The 25,625-nt window shown below is 29.2% G+C and carries 34 protein-coding genes and 2 pseudogenes; all 36 read left to right on the top strand.

Features of this window, described 5'->3' with window-relative positions; translation table 11 throughout:
- The first annotated feature begins 129 nt into the window (after positions 1-129).
- The 36 genes and pseudogenes from KGF50_RS02750 (at position 130) to KGF50_RS02585 (ending at position 25,385) form a co-directional block, all read left to right on the top strand.
- The gene (locus KGF50_RS02750; RefSeq protein WP_227846710.1) at positions 130-348 is read left to right on the top strand and encodes a helix-turn-helix domain-containing protein; all 219 of its coding nucleotides are present in this window, start codon (positions 130-132) and stop codon (positions 346-348) included.
- An 84-nt stretch (positions 349-432) separates the two neighbouring features.
- On the top strand, positions 433-582 hold the full coding sequence (locus KGF50_RS02745; protein WP_227846709.1) for a hypothetical protein: 150 nt from the start codon (positions 433-435) through the stop codon (positions 580-582).
- 223 nt (positions 583-805) lie between these two features.
- Positions 806-1,363: a recombinase family protein gene (locus KGF50_RS02740; protein ID WP_227846708.1), complete on the top strand. Its 558-nt coding sequence runs from the start codon at positions 806-808 to the stop codon at positions 1,361-1,363.
- Positions 1,364-1,550: 187 nt separating this feature from the next.
- Positions 1,551-1,676, top strand: coding sequence for a hypothetical protein (locus KGF50_RS22275; protein ID WP_255654715.1), 126 nt, complete (start codon positions 1,551-1,553; stop codon positions 1,674-1,676).
- A complete protein-coding gene (locus tag KGF50_RS02735) occupies positions 1,664-3,403 on the top strand; it encodes a hypothetical protein (RefSeq protein ID WP_227846707.1) in 1,740 nt (579 codons plus the stop codon). The genes KGF50_RS22275 and KGF50_RS02735 overlap by 13 nt, the downstream gene beginning before the upstream one ends.
- Before the next feature lie 22 nt (positions 3,404-3,425).
- Positions 3,426-4,703 carry a phage portal protein gene (locus KGF50_RS02730; RefSeq protein ID WP_227846706.1) on the top strand — a complete coding sequence of 426 codons (1,278 nt, stop codon included), beginning with the start codon at positions 3,426-3,428 and terminating at the stop codon, positions 4,701-4,703.
- Entirely contained in the window at positions 4,681-5,445 is a 765-nt protein-coding gene (locus KGF50_RS02725; protein WP_227846705.1) for a minor capsid protein, read from the top strand. Before KGF50_RS02730 ends, KGF50_RS02725 begins: the two co-directional genes overlap by 23 nt.
- 58 nt (positions 5,446-5,503) lie before the next feature.
- Positions 5,504-6,106, top strand: coding sequence for a DUF4355 domain-containing protein (locus tag KGF50_RS02720; protein ID WP_227846704.1), 603 nt, complete (start codon positions 5,504-5,506; stop codon positions 6,104-6,106).
- Positions 6,107-6,130: 24 nt separating this feature from the next.
- Complete coding sequence (locus tag KGF50_RS22510; RefSeq protein ID WP_413926775.1) at positions 6,131-6,631, top strand: hypothetical protein; 501 nt, start codon at positions 6,131-6,133, stop codon at positions 6,629-6,631.
- Positions 6,619-7,035: a hypothetical protein gene (locus KGF50_RS22505; protein WP_413926774.1), complete on the top strand. Its 417-nt coding sequence runs from the start codon at positions 6,619-6,621 to the stop codon at positions 7,033-7,035. The genes KGF50_RS22510 and KGF50_RS22505 overlap by 13 nt, the downstream gene beginning before the upstream one ends.
- An 11-nt stretch (positions 7,036-7,046) precedes the next feature.
- On the top strand, positions 7,047-7,328 hold the full coding sequence (locus KGF50_RS02710; RefSeq protein WP_227846703.1) for a Rho termination factor N-terminal domain-containing protein: 282 nt from the start codon (positions 7,047-7,049) through the stop codon (positions 7,326-7,328).
- On the top strand, positions 7,312-7,473 hold the full coding sequence (locus KGF50_RS02705) for a phage head-tail connector protein (RefSeq protein ID WP_227846702.1): 162 nt from the start codon (positions 7,312-7,314) through the stop codon (positions 7,471-7,473). The genes KGF50_RS02710 and KGF50_RS02705 overlap by 17 nt, the downstream gene beginning before the upstream one ends.
- A gap of 11 nt (positions 7,474-7,484) precedes the next feature.
- Positions 7,485-7,832 (top strand): hypothetical protein, encoded by a 348-nt coding sequence (locus tag KGF50_RS02700; RefSeq protein WP_227846701.1) that lies wholly within the window; start codon positions 7,485-7,487, stop codon positions 7,830-7,832.
- Entirely contained in the window at positions 7,832-8,188 is a 357-nt protein-coding gene (locus KGF50_RS02695) for an HK97 gp10 family phage protein (RefSeq protein WP_227846700.1), read from the top strand. The genes KGF50_RS02700 and KGF50_RS02695 overlap by 1 nt, the downstream gene beginning before the upstream one ends.
- Before the next feature lie 8 nt (positions 8,189-8,196).
- The gene (locus KGF50_RS02690; RefSeq protein ID WP_227846699.1) at positions 8,197-8,646 is read left to right on the top strand and encodes a DUF6838 family protein; all 450 of its coding nucleotides are present in this window, start codon (positions 8,197-8,199) and stop codon (positions 8,644-8,646) included.
- The gene (locus KGF50_RS02685; RefSeq protein WP_227846698.1) at positions 8,647-9,702 is read left to right on the top strand and encodes a phage tail sheath subtilisin-like domain-containing protein; all 1,056 of its coding nucleotides are present in this window, start codon (positions 8,647-8,649) and stop codon (positions 9,700-9,702) included.
- Positions 9,703-9,717: 15 nt separating this feature from the next.
- Entirely contained in the window at positions 9,718-10,158 is a 441-nt protein-coding gene (locus tag KGF50_RS02680; protein ID WP_227846697.1) for a phage tail tube protein, read from the top strand.
- A 14-nt stretch (positions 10,159-10,172) separates the two neighbouring features.
- Positions 10,173-10,589 (top strand): phage tail assembly chaperone, encoded by a 417-nt coding sequence (locus KGF50_RS02675; RefSeq protein ID WP_227846696.1) that lies wholly within the window; start codon positions 10,173-10,175, stop codon positions 10,587-10,589.
- 26 nt (positions 10,590-10,615) lie between these two features.
- A complete protein-coding gene (locus KGF50_RS02670; protein ID WP_227846695.1) occupies positions 10,616-10,765 on the top strand; it encodes a hypothetical protein in 150 nt (49 codons plus the stop codon).
- Between the two features lie 3 nt (positions 10,766-10,768).
- The gene (locus KGF50_RS02665) at positions 10,769-12,601 is read left to right on the top strand and encodes a phage tail tape measure protein (protein ID WP_227846694.1); all 1,833 of its coding nucleotides are present in this window, start codon (positions 10,769-10,771) and stop codon (positions 12,599-12,601) included.
- 10 nt (positions 12,602-12,611) lie between these two features.
- Positions 12,612-14,138, top strand: coding sequence for a hypothetical protein (locus KGF50_RS02660; protein WP_227846693.1), 1,527 nt, complete (start codon positions 12,612-12,614; stop codon positions 14,136-14,138).
- A gap of 84 nt (positions 14,139-14,222) precedes the next feature.
- Positions 14,223-14,858 (top strand): LysM peptidoglycan-binding domain-containing protein, encoded by a 636-nt coding sequence (locus KGF50_RS02655; protein ID WP_227846692.1) that lies wholly within the window; start codon positions 14,223-14,225, stop codon positions 14,856-14,858.
- A gap of 275 nt (positions 14,859-15,133) precedes the next feature.
- Positions 15,134-16,615, top strand: a complete 1,482-nt coding sequence (locus tag KGF50_RS02650) for an NlpC/P60 family protein (RefSeq protein ID WP_227846691.1) — start codon at positions 15,134-15,136, stop codon at positions 16,613-16,615.
- A 14-nt stretch (positions 16,616-16,629) separates the two neighbouring features.
- Positions 16,630-16,962 carry a DUF2577 family protein gene (locus tag KGF50_RS02645; protein WP_227846690.1) on the top strand — a complete coding sequence of 111 codons (333 nt, stop codon included), beginning with the start codon at positions 16,630-16,632 and terminating at the stop codon, positions 16,960-16,962.
- Positions 16,955-17,389, top strand: a complete 435-nt coding sequence (locus tag KGF50_RS02640; RefSeq protein ID WP_227846689.1) for a DUF2634 domain-containing protein — start codon at positions 16,955-16,957, stop codon at positions 17,387-17,389. Before KGF50_RS02645 ends, KGF50_RS02640 begins: the two co-directional genes overlap by 8 nt.
- Positions 17,382-18,431: pseudogene (locus KGF50_RS02635) on the top strand (baseplate J/gp47 family protein). Before KGF50_RS02640 ends, KGF50_RS02635 begins: the two are co-directional and overlap by 8 nt.
- A 1-nt stretch (position 18,432) precedes the next feature.
- Positions 18,433-19,050 carry a putative phage tail protein gene (locus KGF50_RS02630; protein WP_227846688.1) on the top strand — a complete coding sequence of 206 codons (618 nt, stop codon included), beginning with the start codon at positions 18,433-18,435 and terminating at the stop codon, positions 19,048-19,050.
- Positions 19,051-19,833, top strand: a complete 783-nt coding sequence (locus KGF50_RS02625; protein ID WP_227846687.1) for a phage tail protein — start codon at positions 19,051-19,053, stop codon at positions 19,831-19,833.
- 16 nt (positions 19,834-19,849) lie between these two features.
- The gene (locus KGF50_RS02620; RefSeq protein ID WP_227846686.1) at positions 19,850-21,286 is read left to right on the top strand and encodes a hypothetical protein; all 1,437 of its coding nucleotides are present in this window, start codon (positions 19,850-19,852) and stop codon (positions 21,284-21,286) included.
- Positions 21,287-21,302: 16 nt separating this feature from the next.
- Positions 21,303-21,650 carry a hypothetical protein gene (locus KGF50_RS02615; RefSeq protein ID WP_227846685.1) on the top strand — a complete coding sequence of 116 codons (348 nt, stop codon included), beginning with the start codon at positions 21,303-21,305 and terminating at the stop codon, positions 21,648-21,650.
- 11 nt (positions 21,651-21,661) lie between these two features.
- Entirely contained in the window at positions 21,662-21,832 is a 171-nt protein-coding gene (locus KGF50_RS02610; protein ID WP_227846684.1) for a hypothetical protein, read from the top strand.
- Between the two features lie 335 nt (positions 21,833-22,167).
- Entirely contained in the window at positions 22,168-22,848 is a 681-nt protein-coding gene (locus tag KGF50_RS02605; protein ID WP_227846683.1) for a hypothetical protein, read from the top strand.
- A gap of 16 nt (positions 22,849-22,864) precedes the next feature.
- Complete coding sequence (locus KGF50_RS02600) at positions 22,865-23,155, top strand: hypothetical protein (RefSeq protein WP_227846682.1); 291 nt, start codon at positions 22,865-22,867, stop codon at positions 23,153-23,155.
- Complete coding sequence (locus tag KGF50_RS02595) at positions 23,155-23,337, top strand: hypothetical protein (RefSeq protein WP_227846681.1); 183 nt, start codon at positions 23,155-23,157, stop codon at positions 23,335-23,337. The genes KGF50_RS02600 and KGF50_RS02595 overlap by 1 nt, the downstream gene beginning before the upstream one ends.
- 132 nt (positions 23,338-23,469) lie before the next feature.
- A complete protein-coding gene (locus KGF50_RS02590) occupies positions 23,470-25,122 on the top strand; it encodes a glycine rich domain-containing protein (protein WP_227846680.1) in 1,653 nt (550 codons plus the stop codon).
- A gap of 12 nt (positions 25,123-25,134) precedes the next feature.
- Positions 25,135-25,385 (top strand): annotated as a pseudogene (locus KGF50_RS02585) (hypothetical protein).
- Positions 25,386-25,625 lie beyond the last annotated feature (240 nt).

The raw sequence follows: 25,625 nt of genomic DNA, 5'->3' as shown, positions 1-25,625 counted from the left end.
TTTAATAATAGAATTTCCAAAGAATAGAATAGATTTATTAAGAAGTCTGAAAAACACTATTAAAGGACATTTTTTGAGGCATTAAAGTAAATGTGTATTTAATTAAATATCAAGTAAAGGAGTGATTTCTTGAGTGAAAAAGATGTTGAGATAGTTAGTACAGGATATAGAAGATTAGAAGAATTAAACCAAGAAGAATCAAAGTTAGTATCTCTCTTGATTTCAGGCTTTAATGTGACAGATGCTGCTAACTTAATTGGTATTAGTAGACAGACTGTTTATAACTGGATGAATAGGGAACATGTTAGGAAAGAAATGGACAGGCGTAAGCAAGAGCTGGCAAGCTAGGGAAATTCAATAATATTAAAAGATATAGAGTCCTATGTCAATAATATTAAGGTACTGGCCAAAGATAATAGTGATAAGAGAGTTATGTTAGCTGCCAATCAATATCTTATAAATCGTATTTATGGTAATCCTACAAATACAGTTATACAAGAAGATAGTGGCAATGGTATGGAAATTGGTGAAACAGAAATAGAAGCAGCCATAGCTAAGATAAGAATAAGAACAAAAAAGTAATACTTAATACTCATTAATTTTGATTAAAAAAACTACCACTTTACAAATATTTATTGTAAAAATAAAGCATGGTGCAAATTTACATTGTAAAATATCTATTTTGATGTAAAAATAAAATTAAAAACACAATTAATTTACAAAAAGCACGATAAGTCTTTGACTATAATTTTACATTTATGCTATAATATTGTTTATAGAGCAAATATAGGTGGAGGGGTCAAATATGGTAGTAGGTTATATGAGAGTTTCAACAGCAGAACAAAATGAAGATAGACAATTAGTTACAATGAAAAAGCATAATGTAGAAAAAATATATCAGGAGAAAATAAGTGCCAAAGATACTAAAAGATCACAACTAAATGCAATGTTAGATTTTGTAAGAGAAGGAGATACAATAATTGTACATGATTTTAGTAGACTTGCTAGAAGTACTAAAGACTTATTAGAAATAGTTGAGCTCTTAGAAAAGAAACATGTAAAGTTAATTAGTGATAAAGAAAATTTAGATACAAGTACACCTACAGGAAAACTTATGCTTACAATGCTTGGTGCAATATATGAGTTTGAGAGAACAAACATGCTAGAAAGACAAAGAGAAGGTATAGCTATAGCTAAAGAGCAGGGCAAATACAAGGGTCGTAAAGAAGTTAAGATAGACAACTTTGGTAGTTATTATGATAGATACAAGACTAGAGAACTTAATAAGACTCAATTGGCTAAAGAATTGGGAGTAAGTAGACCAACATTAGATAGATTAATAAAGAGCTATGAGAGTAACTAGGAAGAGCAAATATATGCTTAAGTTAATTTTAGTGGGGCAAATTCATAGAATTATGCCCTTTAATTATGTCTGAAATAATTGTAAATAACTGTTTTTCAGTATAGGGGGGTATCCTTCTATTTCGTAAAAAGTATTTTTTATAGAAAATGAGTTCTAGAAATTTTCTAGCAAAATTTAAAAACCAGAGATGTATTTCAAAGAGGGTGATTTTATTAAAGAAAAATTTACATTGCTTATTTTATTAATTGCATTGCTCGCTGAACCTAAAAAAATAGAAGAAGTAAGAGGAAGTAAATACGAGTGGATAATTTAGAAAGAAATATACAATTAATATTTAGTTATCTAGCAAAGACTTTTATAAGAAATGGAGCATCTATAAAAGATGCTGAAAAAGAAGCAAATGAGATTATAAAAGCTAATTCAAACAATCTTTGGGGAGTTAATGGGCTTGCTTATCAACTTGGAAAGATAAATCTAGAATTTTTCTGTATGTATTTTATGCAAGACACATATTTACCAAAAGAAGATAATGCTGCTGCTCCTATAGCTAAAGTTCATCATGAGTTATGGGAAGACATACAAGAATCTATAATTGGAGATGGTTCACAGCAATTAGGGAGAATTTATCCAAGAGGGACAGGTAAAAGTGCATTTGGAGATTTAGCGACAACTGTATGGTCACATTGTTATAAACATAAGACATATACTTTAATTTGCTCTGATATAGGATCTACAGCAGAAAAATTCGTAAAGGATATAAAAAATGCATTACTTGAAAATGAGTATATTAAAAAAGCATTTGGAGTTCTTTTAAATGATAATGATAGAAAATACATTTGTAATAGTACTCAACTAGAGCTAACAAATAAAACTTTTATTGAAGCAATATCATCTTCATCACCAATGAGAGGAAGAAAATACAATAATAACCATCCAGATCTTATCATACTTGATGATTATCAATCAGAAGAAAATGTTAGAACAGAAGATGCTAGAGAGAAAAAATTTAAAAGATTTTCTGATGATGTAAAGTATGCTGCACAAAAACCAGTTATCAGAAATGGTAAAACTATAAAAAGAGGAACAACCTTTATAGCATTAGGAACCTTGCAACATAAAGAATGTTTCTATAGTAGACTAAAAAATTTACCAACTTGGAAGTTTAAATGTGAAAAAGGAGTTTTAGTTGATAATGTAGATGAATTATTTAATTCTGGATTATGGCTTAAGTTCAAAGAGATCTTATTTGATTTCAAAAACACAAATCATCTTGAAGATGCTAAAGAATTTTACTGGGAAAATAAAAAAGAAATGAAATTCCCTATATTATGGCCAAGTTTTTGGGACTCTTTAGATATGGCTCTAAGTTACTATGAAAATCCAACATCTTTTAAACAAGAGGTCCAAAATGATGTAAATTCAATAGGTGAGAAATGGTTTAAAACAATCAGAACCGAATCTAGAGAATGTATAGAAACTCATACATTCAAAAAGACAATGCTATTATGTGACCCAGCATCTGCAGGTGGGTCTAAACATGACTATAGTGCTTTTCTTGTTGGAAGTGAATCAGAAAATGGTTTACTATATGGAAGATTGGCAGAACTAGCCAAAATAAATGCTAGAACTGATTTTGATAAATATATAGACCATATGATTTATCTATTAAAAGTGTATCCAGATATAACACATGTTTATATAGAAAAAAATACCTTTAATGGTGCAGATGCTAATCAATTAGAACTTAAAATAAAAGATGATGATGTTCTTTACTACAGAGATATAGAAATCATTAATGAGCACCAAAAGAAAAATAAAGATGATAAAATCTCTACCTTAATACCTGTTTTAAATAAAGGTCAAATGATTTTTGCAGAAGAAGATAAGGAATTTATACAACAAATCCTTGATTTTACAGGACAAAAATACTCTCTACATGATGATGCTCCAGATATATCAGCAGAATTTATAAATAGGATTTTTAATATTAAAGTAAATGAAAGTATTACACTATTAGATAGAAGAAATTTAGGTCTTTGATTGTATGGAGGTGATACATTAAGTGGAAATAGCTTTAAGTTTATTGAAAGAAATATATGATGACTGGAGTTTAAAAAAGCAAGAATACAACACTATGTATAAGTATTATAAAGGTGAAACGGATGCTATTAGTAACTATAAAATGGTTACCAAGAGGTCTAATAATAAGATAAACACTAATTTCTTAAAAAAATTTATTAATGAAGAAGTCGCTTATTCTCTTGCAAATAAGATTACCTATACAAGTAGATTGGGTGATGAGAAGATTATAAATGATTTAGAATACTATACTTGCCATTGGAGTAAAAAGCATGACTCAGATTTATTGAGATATACACTACTATTTGGATTTTGCTATGAACTTTACTATGTAAAAAATAATGAAATGAAAGTAAGAATAATAAAACCAACAGATGGCTGCCATTATGAAAATGAAGATGGAGAGACCATCTATTTTTTAAGAGAATTTAAAAAGGATTTTAAAGATGATATTTATATAGATGTATATGATAAAGAATACATCTATCATTTTGATTCAAACTTTAAAGAGATAGAAAATCCTACAGTAAATAATATATTTGATGGTAATATTCCGATATCAATTTGCAAAAGAAGTGAAGAACTAGGAAAAAATACAATATTTAATGATATAAAAGGGTTACAAGATGCTTATGAAACTAATTTAAGTGATATAAGTAATGAAATTAGTGATTTTAGAAATGCTTATTTAACATTCTCTGGATGTAATATTAAAGAAGATGATTTGCCAAGGATGAAGGAACTTGGAATACTTCAAGTTAATGGAGATGGGAAAATAGAGTGGCTTATTAAAGATATGAATGATACATTTGTTCAAAATACACTATCTTCAATAAAAGAAAATATGTATGAAATTACATCTCATATAAATCACAATGAAAAAATGCAAAGTAATACATCAAGTCTAGCAGTTATAGCAAGATTAATCAGTACAGAGTGGATTTGTAGCCAAAATAATGATAGTATTGCAGATACTTTATTTAATAGGTACAAATTATTATGCATTTGGCTTAATAAAAAATATGGTTTTGACTATGATTATAAAGATATTAAGGCTAAATTCACCCCTAAGATACCACGTGATGATTTAGTTGTAGCAAATATATTAAGCCAACTTGGAGATAAATTATCTACTGAAACTGGATTATCTCAACTAAGTTTCATTGATAATCCCCATGCTGAAATGGAAAAGGCTAAAAAAGAGCAGGAAATAGTTTCGGAGGGAGAAATTTTATTAGATGAATCAAAAGATTATAACTAAATTGACTGAAGATATATATAAATCTGCTGAAAATAGGATAAAACCATTTTATAAGTATCAAAGAGAAAATAGGGATAAACTTCTATTAGAAATAGCAAAGATATTGCTAACACACGATATTATTAATGAATACTTAAATATTAATAATAAAGATAAGAAAAATCTAAGGTCAAAACTTAATAAAATTATAAATGAGTATTCTAATAATTATGATGAAGAAGTCAAGGATATAGAAACTATTTTATCTGATTCATCTAAGAATAAATATTCAAATTTGATAATTTTATTAGGAGTAATACTGAAGATAAAAGATATTAGTAATATGAACAATAAAGTTATAAATAAGATAGTGAATAATAAGGTTGATGGGAAACATTGGAGTGACAGGATTTGGAAAAATAAAAAAGGAATAGAAGAGTCATTAAAAAAAGAAATAAAGAGTTTTCTAAATGGAAAAACTTCTGTAAATAAGATAGAAAAAGCAATAAGAGATAAGTATTCAACTGGAGCAAGTCAGACAAGGAGATTAGTAGAATATGAAGTATCTAGGTGCCAAAGTGAAGTAAATGAGTATTTTTTCAAAACACAAGGTATTATAAAAGTAATGTATTGTGCTGATTTAGATTCCCATACATGTAGTGATTGTAGTATTTATAATGGTTTGACATTCTATGTAAATGAACCAAGACCATCATTACCACAACATTGTTTTTGTAGATGTGAATATATACCTGTTATCTAACACAGATTGATTTGATATGTGTATTTACTATGCCCAAATTTATAAAAAGGAGAAGATTATGCAGAAAAGAGAAATGATAGAACTATTACAAAATATAGAAGATGAATCAGAGATAGATTCTTTATTAGAGAAGTTAGAATTGTTTAAGGCAAAAGAACCTAAAAGTCCTACAATAGATGAGTTTAAAGCCTTAATTTTAAGTGATTCAAACTTTAAGTCTTTTATGGATAAAGAAAACAATAACTATTATAGTGAAAGGTTAGAGCATTTCAAGAAAAATGATATGCAAACACTGATAAATGCTGAGGTTCTAAAAAGAACTTCTACAAATGAAACAGATGAGCAAAAGGCTATAAGAGAATTAAATGAAAAACTAGATAGATTAGAGAAAGAAAAAAGACATACAGAAATGATTTCTAAATATAAGGATATTTTAGTTGAAAAGAAAATACCTACAAACTTAATTGAATATCTACTATCTGATGATGATGAAAAAACAATTGCAAATATAGATATATTTGAAAACTCAATGAAAAAATATATCCAATCTGGAGTAGATGAAAGGATTAAAGATGGTTCATACACACCACCTGGAAAAGAAGGTATTAATGAATTATCAGAGATTAGAAATCAGATAAAACAAGGATTAAATAGTTTCTAAAATAAAAGGAGGATGATTTTATAAATGGCTAATGTATTACAATATGTAACGCTTTTTCAACAAGAATTAGATTCACAAATAGTGGTAGGTTCAACTACTGGATGGATGGAAAGAAACTCTGGTCAAGTTATATATGATGGAGGTAGAGAAGTAAAGATTCCTAAAGTTTCTATGGATGGTTTAGGAGATTATGATAGATCTAAAGGATATGCTCCAGGGGCAATAACACTTGAGTATGAGACTAGAAGAATGGAAATGGATAGAAGTAGAGAGTTTATGCTTGATTCGATGGATGTAAATGAAACGAACTTCGTTGTAAACGCATCTTCTGTAATGGGATTATTCCAAAAACAACATGTTATACCAGAAATAGATGCATATAGATACTCAAAAATATTTTCAGAAGTTTCTAAGGCTGATGAACGTGTAAAATATTCTTACGAAGCCTCTGCTGCAAGTATTTTAAGTGAATTAAAATATCAGATAGCATCAATATACCTCTTATCATTAGTATGTCTAGTATAGTAGCAAGTATATTAGAACAGTCTACTCAACTTGATGATATTGAATTTGGTGATGGGGATATAAAAAGAATTGTAAAATCTATAGACAATGTACCTATAATAAAAGTTCCATCAAAAAGAATGAAAACAGAATATATATTCATGGATGGAAAAACATCTGGTCAGACAGCAGGAGGTTTTAAAGAAGGACCAAAAGCACTAGATATAAACTGGTTAATAACTCCATCATCTGCTCCAATTGCAATATCTAAGACAGATAAACCAAGAATATTTACTCCAGATCAAAATCAATCAGCTGATGCTTATAAAATAGATTATAGAAAGTATCATGATTTATGGTTATTAGATGAACCAATAAAACTTTGTAGAGCATGTGTAAAACAAGCAAAAACTGCTCAAGAGTAGAGGTGAAATAAATGTTTGTATTAAAAAAAGGTAATGTTATTAGACTTGCTAATAATGAATATGAAAGTAATAATCTAGTATCAAAGGGATTTAAAATATATTTAGAAGAAGTGACTGAAGAGAATATTGAGAGAAAAGAAGAAAAAATCGAAAAAATTAAACCAATCTCTAATGATTTATTTAATCTATCTAAACCAGAACTTATGGAAATTGCTAAAGGTAAGAATATAAAGGGATATTCAACTAAAACTAAAGAAGAATTAGTTGAAATATTAGATGAGCACAATGCTTGATAACATTAAGTTAGTTTTAGGAATAGAAAATGATAGGTATGACAAATTAATAATTCTTTATATAAATAAGATAAGTTCATCATCTTTTTTAACTGATGTTGATAAAAAGTTTCTTAGTCCGTTTTGCATTGTTAGTATGTACTAAGAGGTGATTAAGTGACAGAGGCAGATATATTAGAAATGACATATTTTGATAAAATGACTATCATCAGAAAGTCAAAAGGCTGGAATGAAGAAACATATTCTAATGATTTTAGTAATGTTGTTATAGCTGAAAATATCCCTTGTGCAATTTCAAGGAAAGAAGAAGCCCTTGTAAGTGGCGATATTGGAGCTATAGTCGTAAATAGAAAGCTATTTTGCAGACCAGAAGTAGATATAAAAATAGGTGATACTATAAATGCAACCTATAATCACGGAGAAGAAGCTGTATTTAAGGTTTCTAAGGCAAATATATATCAAAGCCATATGGAAATACCTATTACAGAATTGGAGAGAATATAATGGGAATAGATAATTTAGGAGTTTTTGAAGCATTAGCCTTAGATTTAAAGTTAAATGCATCAAATTTTAATAGAAAAATTAAGAAGTTTACAAATAAAACTGGCAAGGAATTAGCAGAAAATATAAGAGATGAAACACTTGTGAGAACTGAAAAGTTAAAAAATGGATGGGAAGAAAGTCAACCAGAATATGATACTTATATTGTTGAAGACAAGGTTGAATATGCAACTTTAGTAAATGATGGCCATGCAACTAAAAATGGTGGCATTGTTCCTGGTTCTTTTATGGTTGAAAAGGGAATTGAAAAAACAAAAGAAAATATGACAAGTGCAAAAGCAAATTTATTTGATTGGTAGGTGATTAGTTGCTTACAAACAAAGACATTATAATAGCAGTTAATGAAAGAATAGAAAATGAGTTTATGAATATAGATATTTTTATTAATGAGGATAATATACAAGGCTTTAAGGAGGCTTGTTTTTTTGTGCAACTTTTACCTATTTCTAATAATATTGCAAATAACATTTTAGATGTTAAAAAGATATTCATAGATATTGAATATTACCAAAAGGCTAGAAAAAATAAATTAAATCTATATGACATACAAAGTAGATTAGAAAAAATATTTAATAGAAACATTAGAGTTAAAGATAGGAGTTTAACTATAGAAAATATATCTCCATCAATTGTAAAAGATCCTATAGGGTATAAACTAACTTTTCTAATGACTGTATCTTATTTTGAAGAGATTTACTTTAGTAAAGAAACATATGAAACAATGAAAAGTGTAGATTTAAAGATAGGAAGTGATTAAATGGGTTTACCAGAAATTAATATTTCTTTTATCCAGGCAGGAAAAACTTTTGTTAAACGTTCTGGAGGTATTGTAGCACTTATTTTAAAAGATACAAAGAATATAGGGTTAGTTGAGATAAAAGAAATAGAGGATATTCCAGAAAATTATTCTGCTGTTAATTTAGATTATATAAAAATGGCTATGAAGGGAAATGTGTATCCTCCAAACAAAATATTAGTTTATACATTAGATACAGATGAATTAATAGATGATGCACTAGATTTTCTTGAAACTTGTGAGTTTAATTATCTTTGTATGCCAGATGAGGAAGAAGGAGATTTACCTAAAATTAAGGCATGGATTAATAAAATGAGGGAAGATAATAAAATAAAGGTTAAAGCTATTACTGCAAGTAATTCAGCAGATTATGAAGGTATAATAAACTTTACAGCAACTGACATTGAAGTAGAAGGTAAAAAATATACTTCAAATGAATTTCTACCAAGAATAGCAGGTTTTATTGCAGGAACTCCATCAACTCAATCTGTAACATATGCAGAAATACCAGAAGTTACTAATATACCTAAATTAACAAGAGTTGAAGCAAATACAAGGATAAATAATGGAGAGTTAATTTTGATAAAAGAAAGTGGAGCTATAGTAATCGCTAGAGGAGTTACATCCTTTACAACAACTACTGATTCAAAAGGTGATATATTCAAAAAGATTAAGCTAGTTGATACACTAGATCAAATCCACAATGATATTAAAAAGATAATTGTAAAAAATTATATAGGAAAAACACCAAACACTTATGATAATAAGTGTTTACTTATTGTTGCAATACAATTATATCTTCAAGAATTAGAAAAAGAAGGTTTAATTGATGAAGGTTCAACTGTAGAAATTAATTTAGATGCTCAAAGAGCATGGCTAAAAAAACAAAATATAGATATATCTAATATGGAAGAACAACAGATAAAAGAATACAATACTGACACGCTTGTATTTTTAAAAGCAAGAATTAAATTAATAGATGCAATGGAAGATGTATATTTAGACATCTCTATGTAGTTTGGAGGTTAAAATTTGAAAGCTAAAATAGATGCAAAAAGAATAATATCTGGTACTTTTGGAGAGTGTTGGCTAGATAATAATCAGCTTACATCAACAAAAGGGATGGAAGCCAAGGTTGATATAGATAAAGAAGAAATAAAATTATGTGGTCAAATAATGACCACATATAAAATGATTGGTGCAACTGGAAAAGGATCTATAACTCTTTATAAGATAAGTACCTTATTTGGCGAGTATGTCGAAAAAATGTTAAATGAAGGTAAAGAGTTTAAAGTAACTATAATAAGTAAATTGCAAGATCCAGATTCATATGGTTCTGAAAGAATTGCACTTTATGGATGTATGTTTGACGACTTAACTTTGGCTGATTGGGAAGCTGCGAAAGTTGGAGAAATAGAAGTACCATTCACATTTGAAGGCTTTGAATACTTAGATAAAATAAAAGAAAAATAGGAGGATTTTATTATATGAATACAGTAGAAAAATTATTAAATATGGATGCAGGTAAATTGAAAATGCCATCTAGCGCATTTGAATTATATTGTAAAAAACTAGATGATGCTTTAGAGATAGAGTGCAAGGCTATTGATCCAGAACGTTTTGACGAAATAAGAATGAACTCAATGAATGTTAATAGCGGAGATGTAGAAAACATTAACATATATGAACTTAAAGTAAATACAATATTAGAATCATGCTCAATATTTAGCAATATGGAATTAGTTAAAAAATTTAGTGCAATTACACCTAAAGAACTGGTTAAAAAGCTACTACTTAGCGGAGAAATAGATAAATTATATGAAGAAGTTAATAAAGTAAATGGAATAGATGCTGAGGGAGATAAAAAAAGACAGAAGGAAAAAAATAAAGAAATAAAAAACTAATTAAAACGGATGGAGAAGTTAACTTAATGTACTTATTATTTAAGTACAAAGGTATAATGCCATCCGTTTCTTATCGTATGCTAAGAGGTGAAAAAGAAATTGTTAGTGTTTTTATAGATCAAGAGCTGGATGAAAAAAGAGAAGAAATAAAATCTGGTGCTGGGAGGTTGTTTTAGTATATGAGTTCTAATACAAAAGTCCTACAAGCAATAATAAAAATGAGAGATGAAGCAAGTTCAACCTTAAGGAGAGTAGCAGCAAATACTAGAGCTCTACATGATTCATCTTCCCAAGCATCAAGATCATTAAATAATGTCCAAAGTAATTTAAAAAGTGTTGGAACCAGTGCTTTAAAAGCAGGAGGTCTTATTACTGCTGGAGTTGGTGGTGCATTTGCAGCAGCAACTAAAGTTGGAACAGAATTCGAAAGTGCTATGTCTCAAGTTAAGGCTACATTTGGAAATTCTCTAAAACCAGGAGATTTTGAAGCGATGTCTAAGGCGGCTAGGGATGCTGGAAAAGCTACAACTAAAACTGCTGCTGATTCTGCTAATGCACTTCAGTATATGGGGCTTGCTGGATGGGATGTTCAAAAGTCAATGCATGCTTTAATGCCAGTACTTAACTTATCAGAGGCAGCCTCTATGGACCTTGGTCTAGCATCAGACTTAGTAACTGATAGTATGAGTTCTATGTGTTTAGAGGTTGATAAGTTCAGTAAAAGTGGCAAAGTACTAGCTGGTGCTGGATTAAGTGAGTATTTAGATAAAGTTGCAAATGCATCTACTAAATCGAATACAAATATACAACAGTTAATGGAAGCTTTTAATGTTGCAGGTGGTACATTTAGTAATTTAAAAGTTCCGTTATCTGAGGCAACTGCTATCATGGGTATACTTGCAAATAGAGGAGTTAAGGGCACAGATGCAGGTCATGCTTTAAACTCAATCATGATAAATCTTACAACAGGTGCAGGCCAAGCAGGTAAAGCAATGAAAAAACTAGGTGTAAGTGCATTTGATAACCAGGGTAAATTTAAAGGTATGTCAAATGTACTTAAAGAAGTTGCAAATAAAACAAAAGATATGACTGATAAACAGAAAAATTATTACTTAGCATCCATAGGAGGAAAAACTCAATTAAAAACGTTACAAAAGTTACTTGATGGGGTTGGAAATGAGTATGATAGCTTAAAGAAAAAAATAGATAATTCAAAGGGTGCCTTAAAAACAATGTCTGATGTAATGAAGGATAATACTAAGGGTGGACTTGCGACCTTAAAATCAGCCCTTGAAGAAACTGGAATTACTATTTACTACCAACTAAAGCCAGCAATAGCATCTGTAGTTGATAATTTAACTAAAATGACAGTTTGGTTCAATAATCTAAGTGAACCAATAAAAAGAGTTATAACTAATGTAATGCTTTCGTTTGGAGCATTTGGAGTGCTTTTATTAACTATAGGTGCAGTATCTTTAATTGTTTCAAAGGTTATAGGAGTCTTTGGTTTCTTCGTTCCAATAATACTAAGAGCAAAAGTTGCTTTCAGAGCTTTTATGATTGGTATGAAACCATTAAGTGCAGTATTTTTATCCGTAATGGGTCCTATAGGATGGACTATAACAGCTGTAATTGCACTGTCAGTAGCATTTACTGTTGCTTATGCTAAATCTGAAGTATTTAGAAATAAGGTTAATTCATTAGTAAAATCATTTACAGAATTCGCAAAGCCTATAGTAAATTTTTGTATGCCTGCACTTAAACAGCTAGGAGAGAAATTTAAAGAGTTGTTATCAGCATTTGGTCCACTATTTGCATCTATTTTAAACTTAGGAAGTGTAATAATGAAGGTACTAGGACCTGTTTTAATTGGTGTAATAGGTTTTCATATAGCAAAGTTAGTTGTAGTTTTATCTACTCTAGCAACTGCCTTTAAATCTGTGGTTGATACTATAACTGGTGTATTAAATGGAATATTTGATTTAATTATAGGGTATTGTCACAGGCGATAGTAAAAAGATGATGAATGGAGTTAAGCAAATATTTGATGGTGGAACTAAAATTATAAAATCAATTTGGAAAGGATTCATAGATTTTGTAACTGCTCCTATACAAGCTATAGCTGATATAGCTGACAGTTTATTCAAAGATAAAGCTAAATGGCTTACAGATAAGTGGAGGGATTTAAGAACAACATTAGAAAATCCAATAGAGGCAACTGCTAAAATTGCTACAAAGACAAATATAAATATCCCAGGAAGTAAAGCAGCAGATGCAGCTGGAAAATCTACACCAAACACAGGAGGATTAAAACAAACAGTAGCAAATCTAAAGGGTTCATTTAGTGATTTTAAAACTTTTATTAAACCTATGACAGATTCTATAAGTCAAGGAGTTGAATCTGGAAAATCTAAATTTACAGAGTTACAAAATAAAATATTAAATGATGTTAAGCCTGCACTAAAGGTTTTAGAGGATTCTGGAGTAAATTTTAAGAATAAATTTAAAGAGTCAATAACTTCAATAAAAGATAAATTTAATGAATTAAAGGATATATTAGCTGGAAACATTAAAACAAATATAGATACTCTAGTAAAAGCATTTGAACCTTTAAAACCTCATTTAGATAATTTGAAAGAGTGTTTTGATAAGGTTAAAAAAGCAATTACTGATTTTTTCACTCCAGCTAAACAAGTTGGAGATACAGCAGACCAAGTAAGCCAACCAATGGACAATATTAAAAAGTCTACTGATGGTATAAAGTTAGCATTTCAAAACTTAGGTCAAGCACTTGCCCCTGTTAAAGCTTGGTTTCAAGGATTTATGCCTTTCCTATCACAAATAGGACAGCAATTATTACCAGCCATAGGAATAGCAATAGCTGGTGTTGTTGGAGGAATAATTTTAGCATTTATATGGTTTTTAAATACATTAACTGCAATAATAACAACTGTTTCTGGAATTATAAACGGAATCATATCTTTTATATCTGGAATTGTAAATGTTGTAATGGGACTTATAACAGGAAATGCTGATCAAACTATGGATGGACTTAAACAAATATTTGATGGTGGGGTAGGTATAGTAAAGTCTATATGGAATGGACTTGTTGATTTAGTTAGTGGGATACTCGAACCTGTAATAGATCTTGCTGACTCATTTTTTAAAGATAAAGTTAAAGGAGTAAAGGAAACTTGGAATAAACTTAAAGAATTTTTTAAACATCCAATTAAGGGAACAATAGAAATATTTAAAAATGGTCCTAGCTTGCAAGTTGGAAAAGGTGCCGATGCTGCTGGAACTAATACAAGAGGTGCATTTGGTATAAACAGAGTTCCTAAAAATGATTATCTGATTAGAGCACATGAAGGAGAAAGACTTCTGACTAAACAAGAAGCTAATCAATACAAAAGGAATAATTCAAATGGAAGTTTATTTCTTGATAAATTGGCTGATACAATAATTGTAAGAGAAGAAGCTGACATAGATAAGATAGTAAAGAAAATAAATAGAAAAATATCTATCGCAAATGCTGGAGGGGTATTATAAATTTAATTTCTTATTTAAAGATAATAAATGATATTTCAAAAGACACTTATTCAAATAAGTGTCTTTTGTTTTAGGAGGAATTTGATGGAGATATGGTTAAGACAAGCAAATAATACCTTTAGATTTCCTGTTATTCCATCTTCTTTTGAGATAAATGGAAGTGCAACAATAAATACATCTAATATTTTAAGTGTTGGAGATATTGCAGTATTTGGAGGGTTAGGGCTTAAAACTATAGAACTATCCTCTTTTTTCCCTAATCAAGAATATAGTTTTTGTAATTATAATGGATTTCCAAAACCATATGATTGTGTAAATTTAATAGAAAGTTGGATGAGAGAAGGATATATATTAAGATTTATCATTACAGAAACAAATATAAATTTTGAATGTATAATTGCAGATTTTAACTATAGAGAACAAGATTATTCAAGAGATGTTTATTTTACCTTAAGTCTAAAAGAATATAGGAGGATACAAATATCCAAAGTAAACATTAATAATGATGAAAAATTATCTTCTGAAAAGAACTTTCCACTAACAAAAGGATTTGATACTAAGCAAAAAACACATAAGGTTGTTGAAGGTGATACTCTTTTTAAGATAGCTAAAAAATATTATGGCAATGGAGACTTATGGGAAAAGATTTATAAAGCAAATGAAGATAAAATTAAAGATCCATCTGTAATAAAAAATGGTTGGATATTAATAATCCCTTAAAATGGTGGTGATTTATAATTAATAAAATCAAAATACAAGTTCATATAAAAAATGGAAATATATATAATGTAACTGATTTAGTAGATAAATGCACTTGGTCTGGTGATTATAGATCACCATCAAGAACTTTAGAATTTTCTATAGTCCAATCTGCAAGTGATATTAATTTTAGACAAATAGATATTCCAGTAGCAAGTACAGTTTGTTTTTATGTTAATGATAAAGAACTTTTTAGAGGGATAATAATAGATAAATCTTTAGACTCAAGTAATAACATGATTGATTTCACTGCAAAAGATATGGGTTTTTTACTTTTACAAAGCGAAGTATCATATAACTTTAAAGATAAATTAGTTGAAGATATTGCAAAGCAGGTTTTTGTAGACAATAAACTCCCACTAGGTAATTTGCCTAGAACCAACGTTAAATATACAAAAATGTTTATTGGTGTAACTGGCTATGATACTATAATGAGCATCTATACAGAAGCAAGCAAAACAACTAAAAAAAAGTATATGATAGAGTCTAATATTGATAAATTTAATGTCATTGAAAAGGGTGTAGTTACTTTAAATATAACATTTGAAGAAGGTTTTAATCTTATTAATACTAGTTTTTCAGAGAGTATGGAGAATGTAAAAAATAAAGTACTAGTTGTTGATCAGTATGGTAATAAGATTAGTGAGAAGATAAATGACTCTATATTTAAAGATGTTGGGGTAATTATGCAAAAGGTAATACAGCAACAAGAAAATAGCACCATAGATATAGAAAGCGAGTTTAAAGGACTCGAAAAGACTTGCTCTCTAAAAGAATATGGTGATATAAGTTGTGTAACTGGCAGAGGTGTAAAAGTAAAAGACTCATATACGAAGTTAATTGGTCTTTTTTATATAGATACAGATAAACATACATGGCAAAATGGAGATTATCAAATTGAATTAGAACTTAATTTTGAGAATATAATGGATGAGAAATCTGCTGGTCAAGATGAACAAAAAGAAGATGGTTCAGAGTATACTGGAGGAACAGAATACCCTGCTGAATTTACTGCTTATTGTCCTAGAAAATCTGAGGGTGGAGATAAAGATTGTAGAGGTAAAAAACTTGAACCATCTAAAAAAACATGTGCGGCTCCTATGGTTGGAGCATATGAAAAATCTTACTATACAAAAGATTTCCTAAATAAACATCCTCTTATGAGATATGGAGATGAAATACAGTTAGTTACAGGTGTTTCAAATCGAGATGGAACGTATAAAGTAAATGATAATGGCCCTGCAATAATTATAGAAAAAGATGGCACATACCATATAGATATTTTATTTGGAAATGTTGAAGAGGCCAATAACTTCGGAAGAAGAAAAGGAAAGATTATCATTGGTGGTTATGCTGGAAATGTAACAGAAAGAGCAAAAACTGTTATAGCTGAGGTAAGAAGACACCTTGGAAAACCGTACAAATGGGGCGGTAATGGACCAAGTAATTTTGACTGTTCTGGACTGATGGTATATTGCTTTAAAAAGGTTAATGTTAATTTACCAAGAACTTCAAGTCAACAATCTAAAGTAGGCAAGAAAGTTGATAAAAACAATTTGCAGGCAGGAGATTTGGTATTTTTCCATAATCCAGTTAGTCATGTTGGTTTATATATAGGCAATGGAGAATTTTTACATGCTCCACAAAAAGGTGATGTAGTTAAAATAAGTAAATTAAGTAATAGAAAAGATTTTAATACAGCTAGAAGAGTTTTATAAAAAGAGGTGATAGCATGGCAGATCCAATTAATGAATTTATAGGAATAATGAGACAAGAAGGTAAATTTCATAATGAACCTTCTTTTTTTATTGGTAAAGTTAAATATAAATTACCAGATTTAAAGATAGAGATAAATAATCTTTTATTGGAAAAAGAAAATCTTTTAATAGACAGCTGGATTCTTGATAGACAAATAGAATCTTTTAATACAGAAATAAATAAAGAGCATAAACATAATATAAAAAATCCTTTTATGGATACTTTTGAAGCTGGAGATATGGTAATAATGTTTAAAATAAATGATAAATTTGCTGTTATAAGTAAATTGGTGAGTCTACATGGATAATTCTATATTTCCTTTTATGGGTGTTCCAGAAGATTATATTTCTCCAACCAATGAAGAATTACCTATTTTTAAAGAATTTGCTTGGGATTTTGATAAAGATGAAAAGATAATTGAAAATGGAGATTTTAAAATAGTTGAAAGAAATGAAGCAATTAAAGTATGGATATATAAGACAATAAAAACAGATAAATATGTTCATTTAATATATGCTTGGGATTATGGAACAGATATAAAGAATCTAATAGGACAAAAGTATACTAAAGGTCTTACTGAAAGTGAGGCAAAAAGGTATGTACAAGAAGCAATATTAACTAATCCATATATATTAGAGGTTAATGTAACAAATACAGAATTTAAAGATGATAATTTATCTATAAGTTTAAATATAAAAACAATTTATGGAGAGGAGGAGATTACTTTTGTATAATGACCAATCATTTAGTGTCTTAAATAATAGAACTTTAAATAACATAAATCTACCTCTTTATAAAGGTCAAGGATCTTCTCTTTATAATATAGTTTCACCTGTTAATTCAGAACTTGCACAGTTATATATAGAACTTTCTTATATACATAAGAGAGTTTTTATTCAAGATAACTTTTATGATTTTCTTGATAGAAGAGTCAATGAATTTGGTGTATATAGAAAGTTAGGCACAGAGGCAATAGGTGAGGTAACATTCGAGGGCAAAGTAGGAACTCAAATACCAAATGGAACAATAGTGTCTCATAGTGATTTATTATTTGTAGTTATTAAAGATATTACAATAGATGAAGATAGTAAGTTAAATGTAAGCCCTATACAGGCTTTAGAGGTTGGCATTAAGTATAATTTATCAGCTAAGACAGAATTTAAACTTATAGAAGAAATAAATGGAGTAACTAAAATTTATAATGAACTAGGCATAAAGGGTGGAACAGAAATAGAAACTGATGAATAATTAAAAGAGAGGTTCTATAAAATACAGAAAAACCAAGCCACAAGTGGAAATAAAGCACATTACCAGTCTTGGGCCTTAGAAGTTGAAGGTGTTTATAATGCAAAAGTAATTCCTCGCTGGGATGGACCAGGTACAATTAAGATTCTAATTTATGGTCAAAACAATCAATCAGTTGACAATGAAGTACTACAAAAATGTACTGAACATATAGAAGAAGAAAAACCAATTGGACCTACTGTTACAATTGTTACACCAAGTACTTTTGATATTACTATTAGTGCAACTTTAACACTTGAAAGTGGATATGATATTGAATCCATAAAAGTTGTGTTTTTAGATATCATAAATTCTTATTTAATAGAAAATTCAAGAGAGATTATTTATATAAAAGTAATGAGTTTATTGGCAAGTATAGAAGGTATTCATGATATAAAAAATCTTCTTGTAAATGGTGATATTAAAAATATAATAGTTGATGAAGAAAAAGTCCCTGCTGTTTCAGATGTTACTTTTAATGAGGTGAGTTAAATTGAAGTTAATTGATTATCTACCAAGTTTTGCAAACAATGAAATTGACATACAAATTCAGGAAGCACTTGAAAATGAACTTCTAACACTACTTGATGAAAAAGATGATTTACTGGATCAGTTTTTTATAGATACAGCAACTTGGGGACTTGATGACTGGGAGAACCTCTTAGGTATAAAAATAAATTATAAGTTAGACTTCGATACTAGAAGAAGCAATATAAAAGCAAAAATGAGGGGTAGAGGAATAACTACAATAGAGGTTATAAAAGCTATATCAGAAGCTTACACAAATACTAATGTTGATGTAGAAGTATTTAGTAATCTATTTAGTTTTACACTCAGTTTTATAACAAATAATTGCAGTTACAACACTATTTTAGAATTAGATAAGAAAATAGAGGAAATAAAGCCAGCGCACCTTGAACACAGATTTGAAATGATTTTATATAATGAAAATGGACTTTATGCAGGAGCAGTGACCAATACAGGAGAAACAGTTACAATCTACCCTTATACTCCTAAAGACATAACATGTTTTGGGGAAATAATACTAGCTAGTGGAAACAATAAAAGTGCTGAAAGGGTAATATTATACCCTAAACAGGAGGTGATATAATTGGCACAAGCACAATATTATACATTGCTTACAGAAATAGGCAAGGCGGCTATAGCAAACGCTACAGCACTTGGGACTAGAGTAGACTTTGCAAAGATAAAGGCTGGAGATGGTGGAGGAAGTTCATATATTCCAACAGAAACACAAACAGCACTCAAAAATGTAGTTTGGGAAAGTACATTAGAGCATGTTCAAGCAGACGAAAAAAATCCTAATTGGGTAGTTATCCAAAAAACTATAACTGGAGATACTGGAAGCTTTACAATTAGAGAGCTTGGGGTGTTTGACTCTAAAGACCAACTTCTCGCAGTATCTAGCTATCCCGAAACTTATAAACCTGCTCCAGATTCAGGAACAGTAAAAGAAATATTAATTAAAATTATATTAGCTGTATCTAATACAGCAAGTATAATTTTAAAAATAGACCCAACTGTTGTATTAGCAACTTTAAAAGATATACAAGATTTAAACACTAAAATAAATACAACTAAAACAGAATTAACAAGCAACATAGAAACTGCTAAAACAGAATTAAGCAATAAAATAGGAGATACAACACAACTTACCACAACAGATAAAACAAATATAGTTAGTGCAATAAATGAGGTAAAAACCAGTGTAGATAGCATTGAAACAACAGCAGATAAAACAAGTATAAAAGATACAGATAACTTGTTTGCAAGTGACAATGTAGAGGGAGCATTAAAAGAAGTGATGCAAGAAGTAAAAGGTAATAGAACTAGTATTATATCTAGTATAAATAATAATTTGATACCAATGTAGAAAGGATGTGATTTAAATGGCAGATATTGAAGTTTATAGAACTATTAAAAAAAGAAAAGGTGTTTATTCTGCATCTGATATTTGTTTGCCTCCTTATTCTTACGATTCTATAAGTTCTACTTATTATGGTCGCTATAGATTAAATACTTCTAAAATTTTTACAATAACTGAAACAGGAGCATATAAGTTTGGGTCATACGAAGTTTATATTTATGTCGATGGTCGAGAAGTTATACAAAAAGATTATCATATGTATCAAAATGTTACTGTTCAAGTTGTACCAAACCCTACTCTCTCTATAAATAGTGATTTAGGTGTGATTAGTGAAGCTTGTAGTATAAAATATAATATTTATGATAACAACCCTGATATTAAATTTAAAATAACTGTAAAATTAAATGATGTTGTAATAAGTGAAAAATATAATATAGTAGATTCTAATTATACTATAGATTTAACTGATGAATATTTATCTAAGTTAACACTTAATTCTGTAAATAATGTAACTGTTGAAATTGGCACTGATGATGGCGGCAAGATATTAGATAAAACTGTTACATTTACAAAAGGCAACACTAAACCTAAATTGAATATATCCTCTTATAATTCCACTTCTGCAACATTTACAGCAATAGACACAGATAATAATTTAAGTAAAATTGAGTGGTATTTAGATGATGTATTAAAAGAAACAATAACAACAGATTTAACAGCAGAGAAAACAATTAACTATGAACTTACAGACAATGCAATACACGCATTAAAAATAGTTGCTACAGATGCAGAAAACGCAACAGCAGAAAAAGTTTTAAGTATAAGTAAAGAGATAATGCCACTGCAAACAGATGCAACACTACAAGATATATCAACTAAGTTGGCAGAGATTGGAGAAGGATTTAAGAATGGTAAAACAAGTATTATAAATACTTTAGCACTTAAAAATATAGATTCATCTTTGAATAATACGCTAGTAGAATTATCAGAGAAAATAAAGGCATCATTTGATAGTGGAGACGCTAGTTTGCAGGATTTAACAAACAAATTAACACAAGCTAATAACACTATAAGTCAGCTAAATGCTCAATTAGTACAAAGAAAAAGATGGGCTACGGGTACTTTTGACCAAAGCAAAATTACAAGTAGAAGTACAACCATTCCAATGAACTTATCTTTTACTCCATCGATTATTTTTGTTAGTTGTGGAATTAATTTTAGCTTTGCATATGCTTCAGCGAGGTCATGCAATCTTAAATTTTTTACAAATCTCATGAAAGCAAATCCCACAACTTCAACAATTAATGATGAAAATTTTAATGGCGTTGTGTTTGCAACTGTTGAAGAAATTAATAAAAGTAATTTTGTTTTATATCTTAAAGGATTTTCATACAATGGTTCAGACGCAGAAGTGAGTCCCCTTGCTGGAACAACATTTAATTGGACAGCTATAGAATAAAAAATGAGGTGATAATATGAATAGAAATAATAGAATAATTTACGACCAAACAGGCAAAATATGGCTTCAAACAGGAGAAGCAACAGGTGATGTGTTAGAACATGATGCAGTAACAGAATTAACTTTTATAGATGTTGAATACGGAAGTATAGACTATAGTAAACAATATATAGAGTCCATAAATCCAGTTACAAAAGAACCTGTTTTAAAAAATATAGAAGTTGTTTTGACAGATGAACAAAAGAGATTACAAGCATTAGAAAAAGAATTAAGTATGTTAAAAGAGGAAAATAAAAACAGAGATTCAGAGATAGTAAACACAGCCTTTGAAGTAGAAAACATCAAATTAAATAAAAATTTATAGGAGGAAGTGATATGTATAACTTATTAAAATTAATGATAGAGCAAAAGAACTATAGTACTAAAGAGAATTTGCAACACAAAATAGATGTATTTTATGCAGTAAATAGGATTACAGAAGAACAATATTTAGAATTAACAAGTTTATTAAATAAAGAAGAAATACCAGTAGAACCAACAGTTTAAGAGAGGTTCTTTTTTATTTCTAAAAATATATAAATTCATTTACATTTTGCCTACACTTCCTCTACGTTTTGTAGACGTTTATAGTTTTAAAATTAGGTACAATAAAACCATAAATTAAGAAAAAGGAGGATTAAATAACTTTTAAAGAGTTAATAAGGTTAGAAATTTTGTATTAGAAGCAAAGAATGTAACTATAGAAGATGCAGAGAATAACTTTACAAGTGATAATGCAGATGGATCATTTAAAGAATTATCAATAGAAGTAAATGGTCAGATAGCAAAAGGTATTACAATAGAAAATGACTTAATAGATATGATATAAGTGGGGTGAGAATATGACAGAAAAATTAACAGATAATGATAGTTTAGGGGAACTTATGACATCATTACAAAGTGTACAAACTGATTTTCAAACTGGTAAAAACAATATAGTTAGTGCATTAGGAAGTCCTTTTGTAGCAACAGATAAATTAGATGTAACTAAAACAAAAATAGAAACATTAAAAAATACTTTTGCAGCAAATTTGACAAATAAAAATGTTTCAGCAAGTAAAACTGAAAGCATGCAAAGTTTAATAGATAAAGTGTCAAGCATAAAAAATATAATAAAAACAGCAAAGAGCGAAAACAATTATATTACATTGAAATCAAGATATGTCTTGCAATATGGTCAAACGGAAAACTCAACAAACCATATCGTCCTTGAGATTAATTCATTATCTTTTAGACCTGATTTAGTTTTCATGCTTGTGAAGGATAATTATAGTAACTACACAACTATTGCTTTTGACTCTACTATGAATTTAAGCCCTAATTTAATACTATGCATTGATGAACAGTACAGACCTAGCATCAGACAGAATATTTCTAGATTTCAAAATTTCACATATGACACAGATACTTATTCTAACAATAATGGAGTTGGATTTTTTACAAACGGATTTATAACACCAATTTATTTAAATGATACTAGTATAAACGCAACAGTTAGTTGGTTCGCTATAAAATACAAATAAAAAAGGAGGTCTAAAAATGGAAATAGGAAGAAGAATAATCTTTGACCAAGACGGAGAAATAATCGCAATATATGGAGAAATGGAAGGGGATATTATACCAAGAAAGACTATATCAAAACTAGACTATATTGATATTCCTTTCAAATCAATACCAGATAATTGTTATATAGAAAAAATAGATGCAGTTAGTAATGTACCAATCATAAAAGAATTAAAAAGAGAATTAACAGAAGAAGAAAAGAGAATACAAGAGTTAGAAAATCAAATTTTATCAAATGAAAATGAAAAAGCGGGAGGATTACTATAATGAATATAAATAATGTTGTGGTAAGAATATTAGGAGAGAGGATTCTTAATGGAGGGTTAAACCCTTTGAAAAACAGACTTTTTGAATTAGATGATGTAATTAATGTAGAGTACAGAAAATCAGTAGAGAATTATATTATAGAGCATAGTGGAATAGTAGAAGGAGCAGAACCTACAAAATAGATGGTTCTTTTCTATTTCTAAAAGTATATAAATTTATTTACATTTTGCCTACACTTCATCCACATTTTGCAGACATTTATGGTTTTAAAATTAGATACAATAAAACTATAAATTAAGAAAGAGGTGGATTAAATGGCAACAATTTATGAATTTAATTATGCTAATTATACGCAGAATATTTCATTGTTACCTGGTCGCTATAAATTAGAATGTTATGGGGCATGTGGTGGTGGCAAAGGTGCAGGTTCTTTTGGTGAATGCGCAAAAGGTGGTTATGCAAAAGGTGAAATCACATTAAAAACCCGTACTAATTTAATTGTTTGCGTTGGTCAATCAGGTTATGAAAAACTTCCAAAAGGTTCAAATATTACTAGAACTGGATTTAACGGTGGTGGTCGTGCTGGCACAACAACTATAGGAGACTATTGCTATTCTGGATACGGTGGTGGTGCTACTGATATAAGACTTTATTATCCTAGTGCTACTTGGGATAGTTCTAAAGGATTACTTTCTCGCATACTTGTTGCAGGTGGAGCTGGAGCAATCGATGGTTTTTCTTATTCGCATCCTTCTATCGGTCATGGTGGTGGTGAAAAAGGTTCTGATGGAGTTAGTGCTAACACTAACAGATTTAGTGGTGGCGGTTCTCAATATCAAGGTGGAAGTAATCAAGAAACTATCGAGTACCATGGTTCGTTTGGTAAAGGTGGTATTGGATATTATAGCGTAGGAGGTGGTGGTGGTTGGTATGGCGGCGGAGGTATAAATGTGGGAGATGTTGCAGGCGGGGGAAGTGGTTATGCACTAACTAAAGATAGTTATAAACCACAAGGATATATACCAACGTCTGAATATTGGCTAGAAAATATAGTTATGACTACTGGCGGAAATACTACAAAAGCAGATGGCCATGCTAAAATAACACTACTCCAAGCATTACCTTTTTTAACTATATCCTCTTATAATTCCACTACAGTAACATTTAAAGCTGACCACACAGACCCTACGTTATTAACTAAAATAGAATGTTTTATAGATGATATATTAAAAGAAACTATAACAACAGATTTAACAGCAAAAAAAACAATTAACTATACATTAGAAGATAATGCACTACATACACTTAAAATAGTTGTTACAGATAGTTCTAATGCTACAGTAGAAAAAGTAATAAGTATAAGTAAGAATATAATGTCATTAGGAGATGACGCAAGTATACGAGATATAGTAAGTAAAATGAGTGAAATAAAAGAAGGATTAGTAAATGGCAAGACTGCTATTATAAATATATTAGCACTAAAGAATATTGAATCAAGTTTAAAGACTCCTCTAGTAGAACTGTCAGAGAAAATTAAAACTTCTTTTGATAGTTCAGATGCTAGTGTTGAGGAGTTGCAAAATAGGATAACAGAACTAACCAATCAGTTAAGCCAAAGAGCTAAATTTGCAACTGGTACTTTTACAGTAACTGATAATAAATTCCCAATTACAATTCCTACTAATTTAAATTTTGTTCCTAAGGTGGTTATAGTACGTTTCATGACTGTTAAAGATAAAAATGGACTGATGATAAACAGTGATACTTTTGGAAATTTGAGTAACCCACAATATGGTTATGCTACTGTTAATGGTGTAAAAAAAATAGTTTTCAATTTTTCTTTTGAAAATATTAGTGAATCAAGTTTTACAATTACTGGCGGAAGTAATGATAGTGTAGTTGACTTTCCTGTAACAGTTGTTAACAGTACTTTAAGATGGTATGTATTTGATGTTGATATAGTATAAGGAGGTTATGAAATGGAAAGATGCAATAGAATAATTTACAATCAAAACAGAAAAATATTACTCCAAACAGGAGAAGCAACAGGGGATGTATTGGAGCATGATGTAATAACAGAATTAAATTTCATAGATGTTGAATTTGGTAGTATAGATTATAGTAAACAGTATATAGAGTCTATAAATCCAGTTACAAAAGAACCTGTGATCAAAGATATAACAATTATTTGACAGACAAACAAAAGAGATTACAAGCATTAGAAGAATAATTAAGTATGTTAGAAGGAACAGAACCGACATTGTAGAAGGTTCTTTTCTATTTCTAAAAATATATAAATTCATTTATATTTTGCCTACATTTTATCTATATTTTGTAGATATTTATAGTCTTAAATTTGTATACAATAAAACTATAAATTAAGAGAGAGGTGTTTAAATGACTTTTAAAGAGTTAGTTAATAAAGTTAGAAATCTTGTATTAGAAGCAAAGAATGTAACTATAGAAGATA

Source organism: Clostridioides sp. ZZV15-6598, assembly GCF_020657705.1.
GTDB lineage: Bacteria > Bacillota > Clostridia > Peptostreptococcales > Peptostreptococcaceae > Clostridioides > Clostridioides difficile_F.
This window is presented reverse-complemented; position numbering and strand designations above follow the sequence as displayed.

Coding starts and splice junctions, on each gene's coding strand:
- KGF50_RS02695 (WP_227846700.1), top strand. CDS start 7,832: ATGGGAATAGATAATTTAGGAGTTTTTGAAGCATTAGCCTTAGATTTA.
- KGF50_RS02650 (WP_227846691.1), top strand. CDS start 15,134: ATGATTGATTTCACTGCAAAAGATATGGGTTTTTTACTTTTACAAAGC.
- KGF50_RS02645 (WP_227846690.1), top strand. CDS start 16,630: ATGGCAGATCCAATTAATGAATTTATAGGAATAATGAGACAAGAAGGT.
- KGF50_RS02660 (WP_227846693.1), top strand. CDS start 12,612: ATGAATGGAGTTAAGCAAATATTTGATGGTGGAACTAAAATTATAAAA.
- KGF50_RS02600 (WP_227846682.1), top strand. CDS start 22,865: ATGGAAATAGGAAGAAGAATAATCTTTGACCAAGACGGAGAAATAATC.
- KGF50_RS02745 (WP_227846709.1), top strand. CDS start 433: ATGTTAGCTGCCAATCAATATCTTATAAATCGTATTTATGGTAATCCT.
- KGF50_RS02615 (WP_227846685.1), top strand. CDS start 21,303: ATGAATAGAAATAATAGAATAATTTACGACCAAACAGGCAAAATATGG.
- KGF50_RS02725 (WP_227846705.1), top strand. CDS start 4,681: ATGAATCAAAAGATTATAACTAAATTGACTGAAGATATATATAAATCT.
- KGF50_RS22510 (WP_413926775.1), top strand. CDS start 6,131: ATGGCTAATGTATTACAATATGTAACGCTTTTTCAACAAGAATTAGAT.
- KGF50_RS22505 (WP_413926774.1), top strand. CDS start 6,619: ATGTCTAGTATAGTAGCAAGTATATTAGAACAGTCTACTCAACTTGAT.
- KGF50_RS22275 (WP_255654715.1), top strand. CDS start 1,551: ATGTATTTCAAAGAGGGTGATTTTATTAAAGAAAAATTTACATTGCTT.
- KGF50_RS02675 (WP_227846696.1), top strand. CDS start 10,173: ATGAATACAGTAGAAAAATTATTAAATATGGATGCAGGTAAATTGAAA.
- KGF50_RS02670 (WP_227846695.1), top strand. CDS start 10,616: ATGTACTTATTATTTAAGTACAAAGGTATAATGCCATCCGTTTCTTAT.
- KGF50_RS02740 (WP_227846708.1), top strand. CDS start 806: ATGGTAGTAGGTTATATGAGAGTTTCAACAGCAGAACAAAATGAAGAT.
- KGF50_RS02640 (WP_227846689.1), top strand. CDS start 16,955: ATGGATAATTCTATATTTCCTTTTATGGGTGTTCCAGAAGATTATATT.
- KGF50_RS02665 (WP_227846694.1), top strand. CDS start 10,769: ATGAGTTCTAATACAAAAGTCCTACAAGCAATAATAAAAATGAGAGAT.
- KGF50_RS02710 (WP_227846703.1), top strand. CDS start 7,047: ATGTTTGTATTAAAAAAAGGTAATGTTATTAGACTTGCTAATAATGAA.
- KGF50_RS02610 (WP_227846684.1), top strand. CDS start 21,662: ATGTATAACTTATTAAAATTAATGATAGAGCAAAAGAACTATAGTACT.
- KGF50_RS02620 (WP_227846686.1), top strand. CDS start 19,850: ATGGCAGATATTGAAGTTTATAGAACTATTAAAAAAAGAAAAGGTGTT.
- KGF50_RS02705 (WP_227846702.1), top strand. CDS start 7,312: ATGAGCACAATGCTTGATAACATTAAGTTAGTTTTAGGAATAGAAAAT.
- KGF50_RS02720 (WP_227846704.1), top strand. CDS start 5,504: ATGCAGAAAAGAGAAATGATAGAACTATTACAAAATATAGAAGATGAA.
- KGF50_RS02590 (WP_227846680.1), top strand. CDS start 23,470: ATGGCAACAATTTATGAATTTAATTATGCTAATTATACGCAGAATATT.
- KGF50_RS02655 (WP_227846692.1), top strand. CDS start 14,223: ATGGAGATATGGTTAAGACAAGCAAATAATACCTTTAGATTTCCTGTT.
- KGF50_RS02685 (WP_227846698.1), top strand. CDS start 8,647: ATGGGTTTACCAGAAATTAATATTTCTTTTATCCAGGCAGGAAAAACT.
- KGF50_RS02595 (WP_227846681.1), top strand. CDS start 23,155: ATGAATATAAATAATGTTGTGGTAAGAATATTAGGAGAGAGGATTCTT.
- KGF50_RS02605 (WP_227846683.1), top strand. CDS start 22,168: ATGACAGAAAAATTAACAGATAATGATAGTTTAGGGGAACTTATGACA.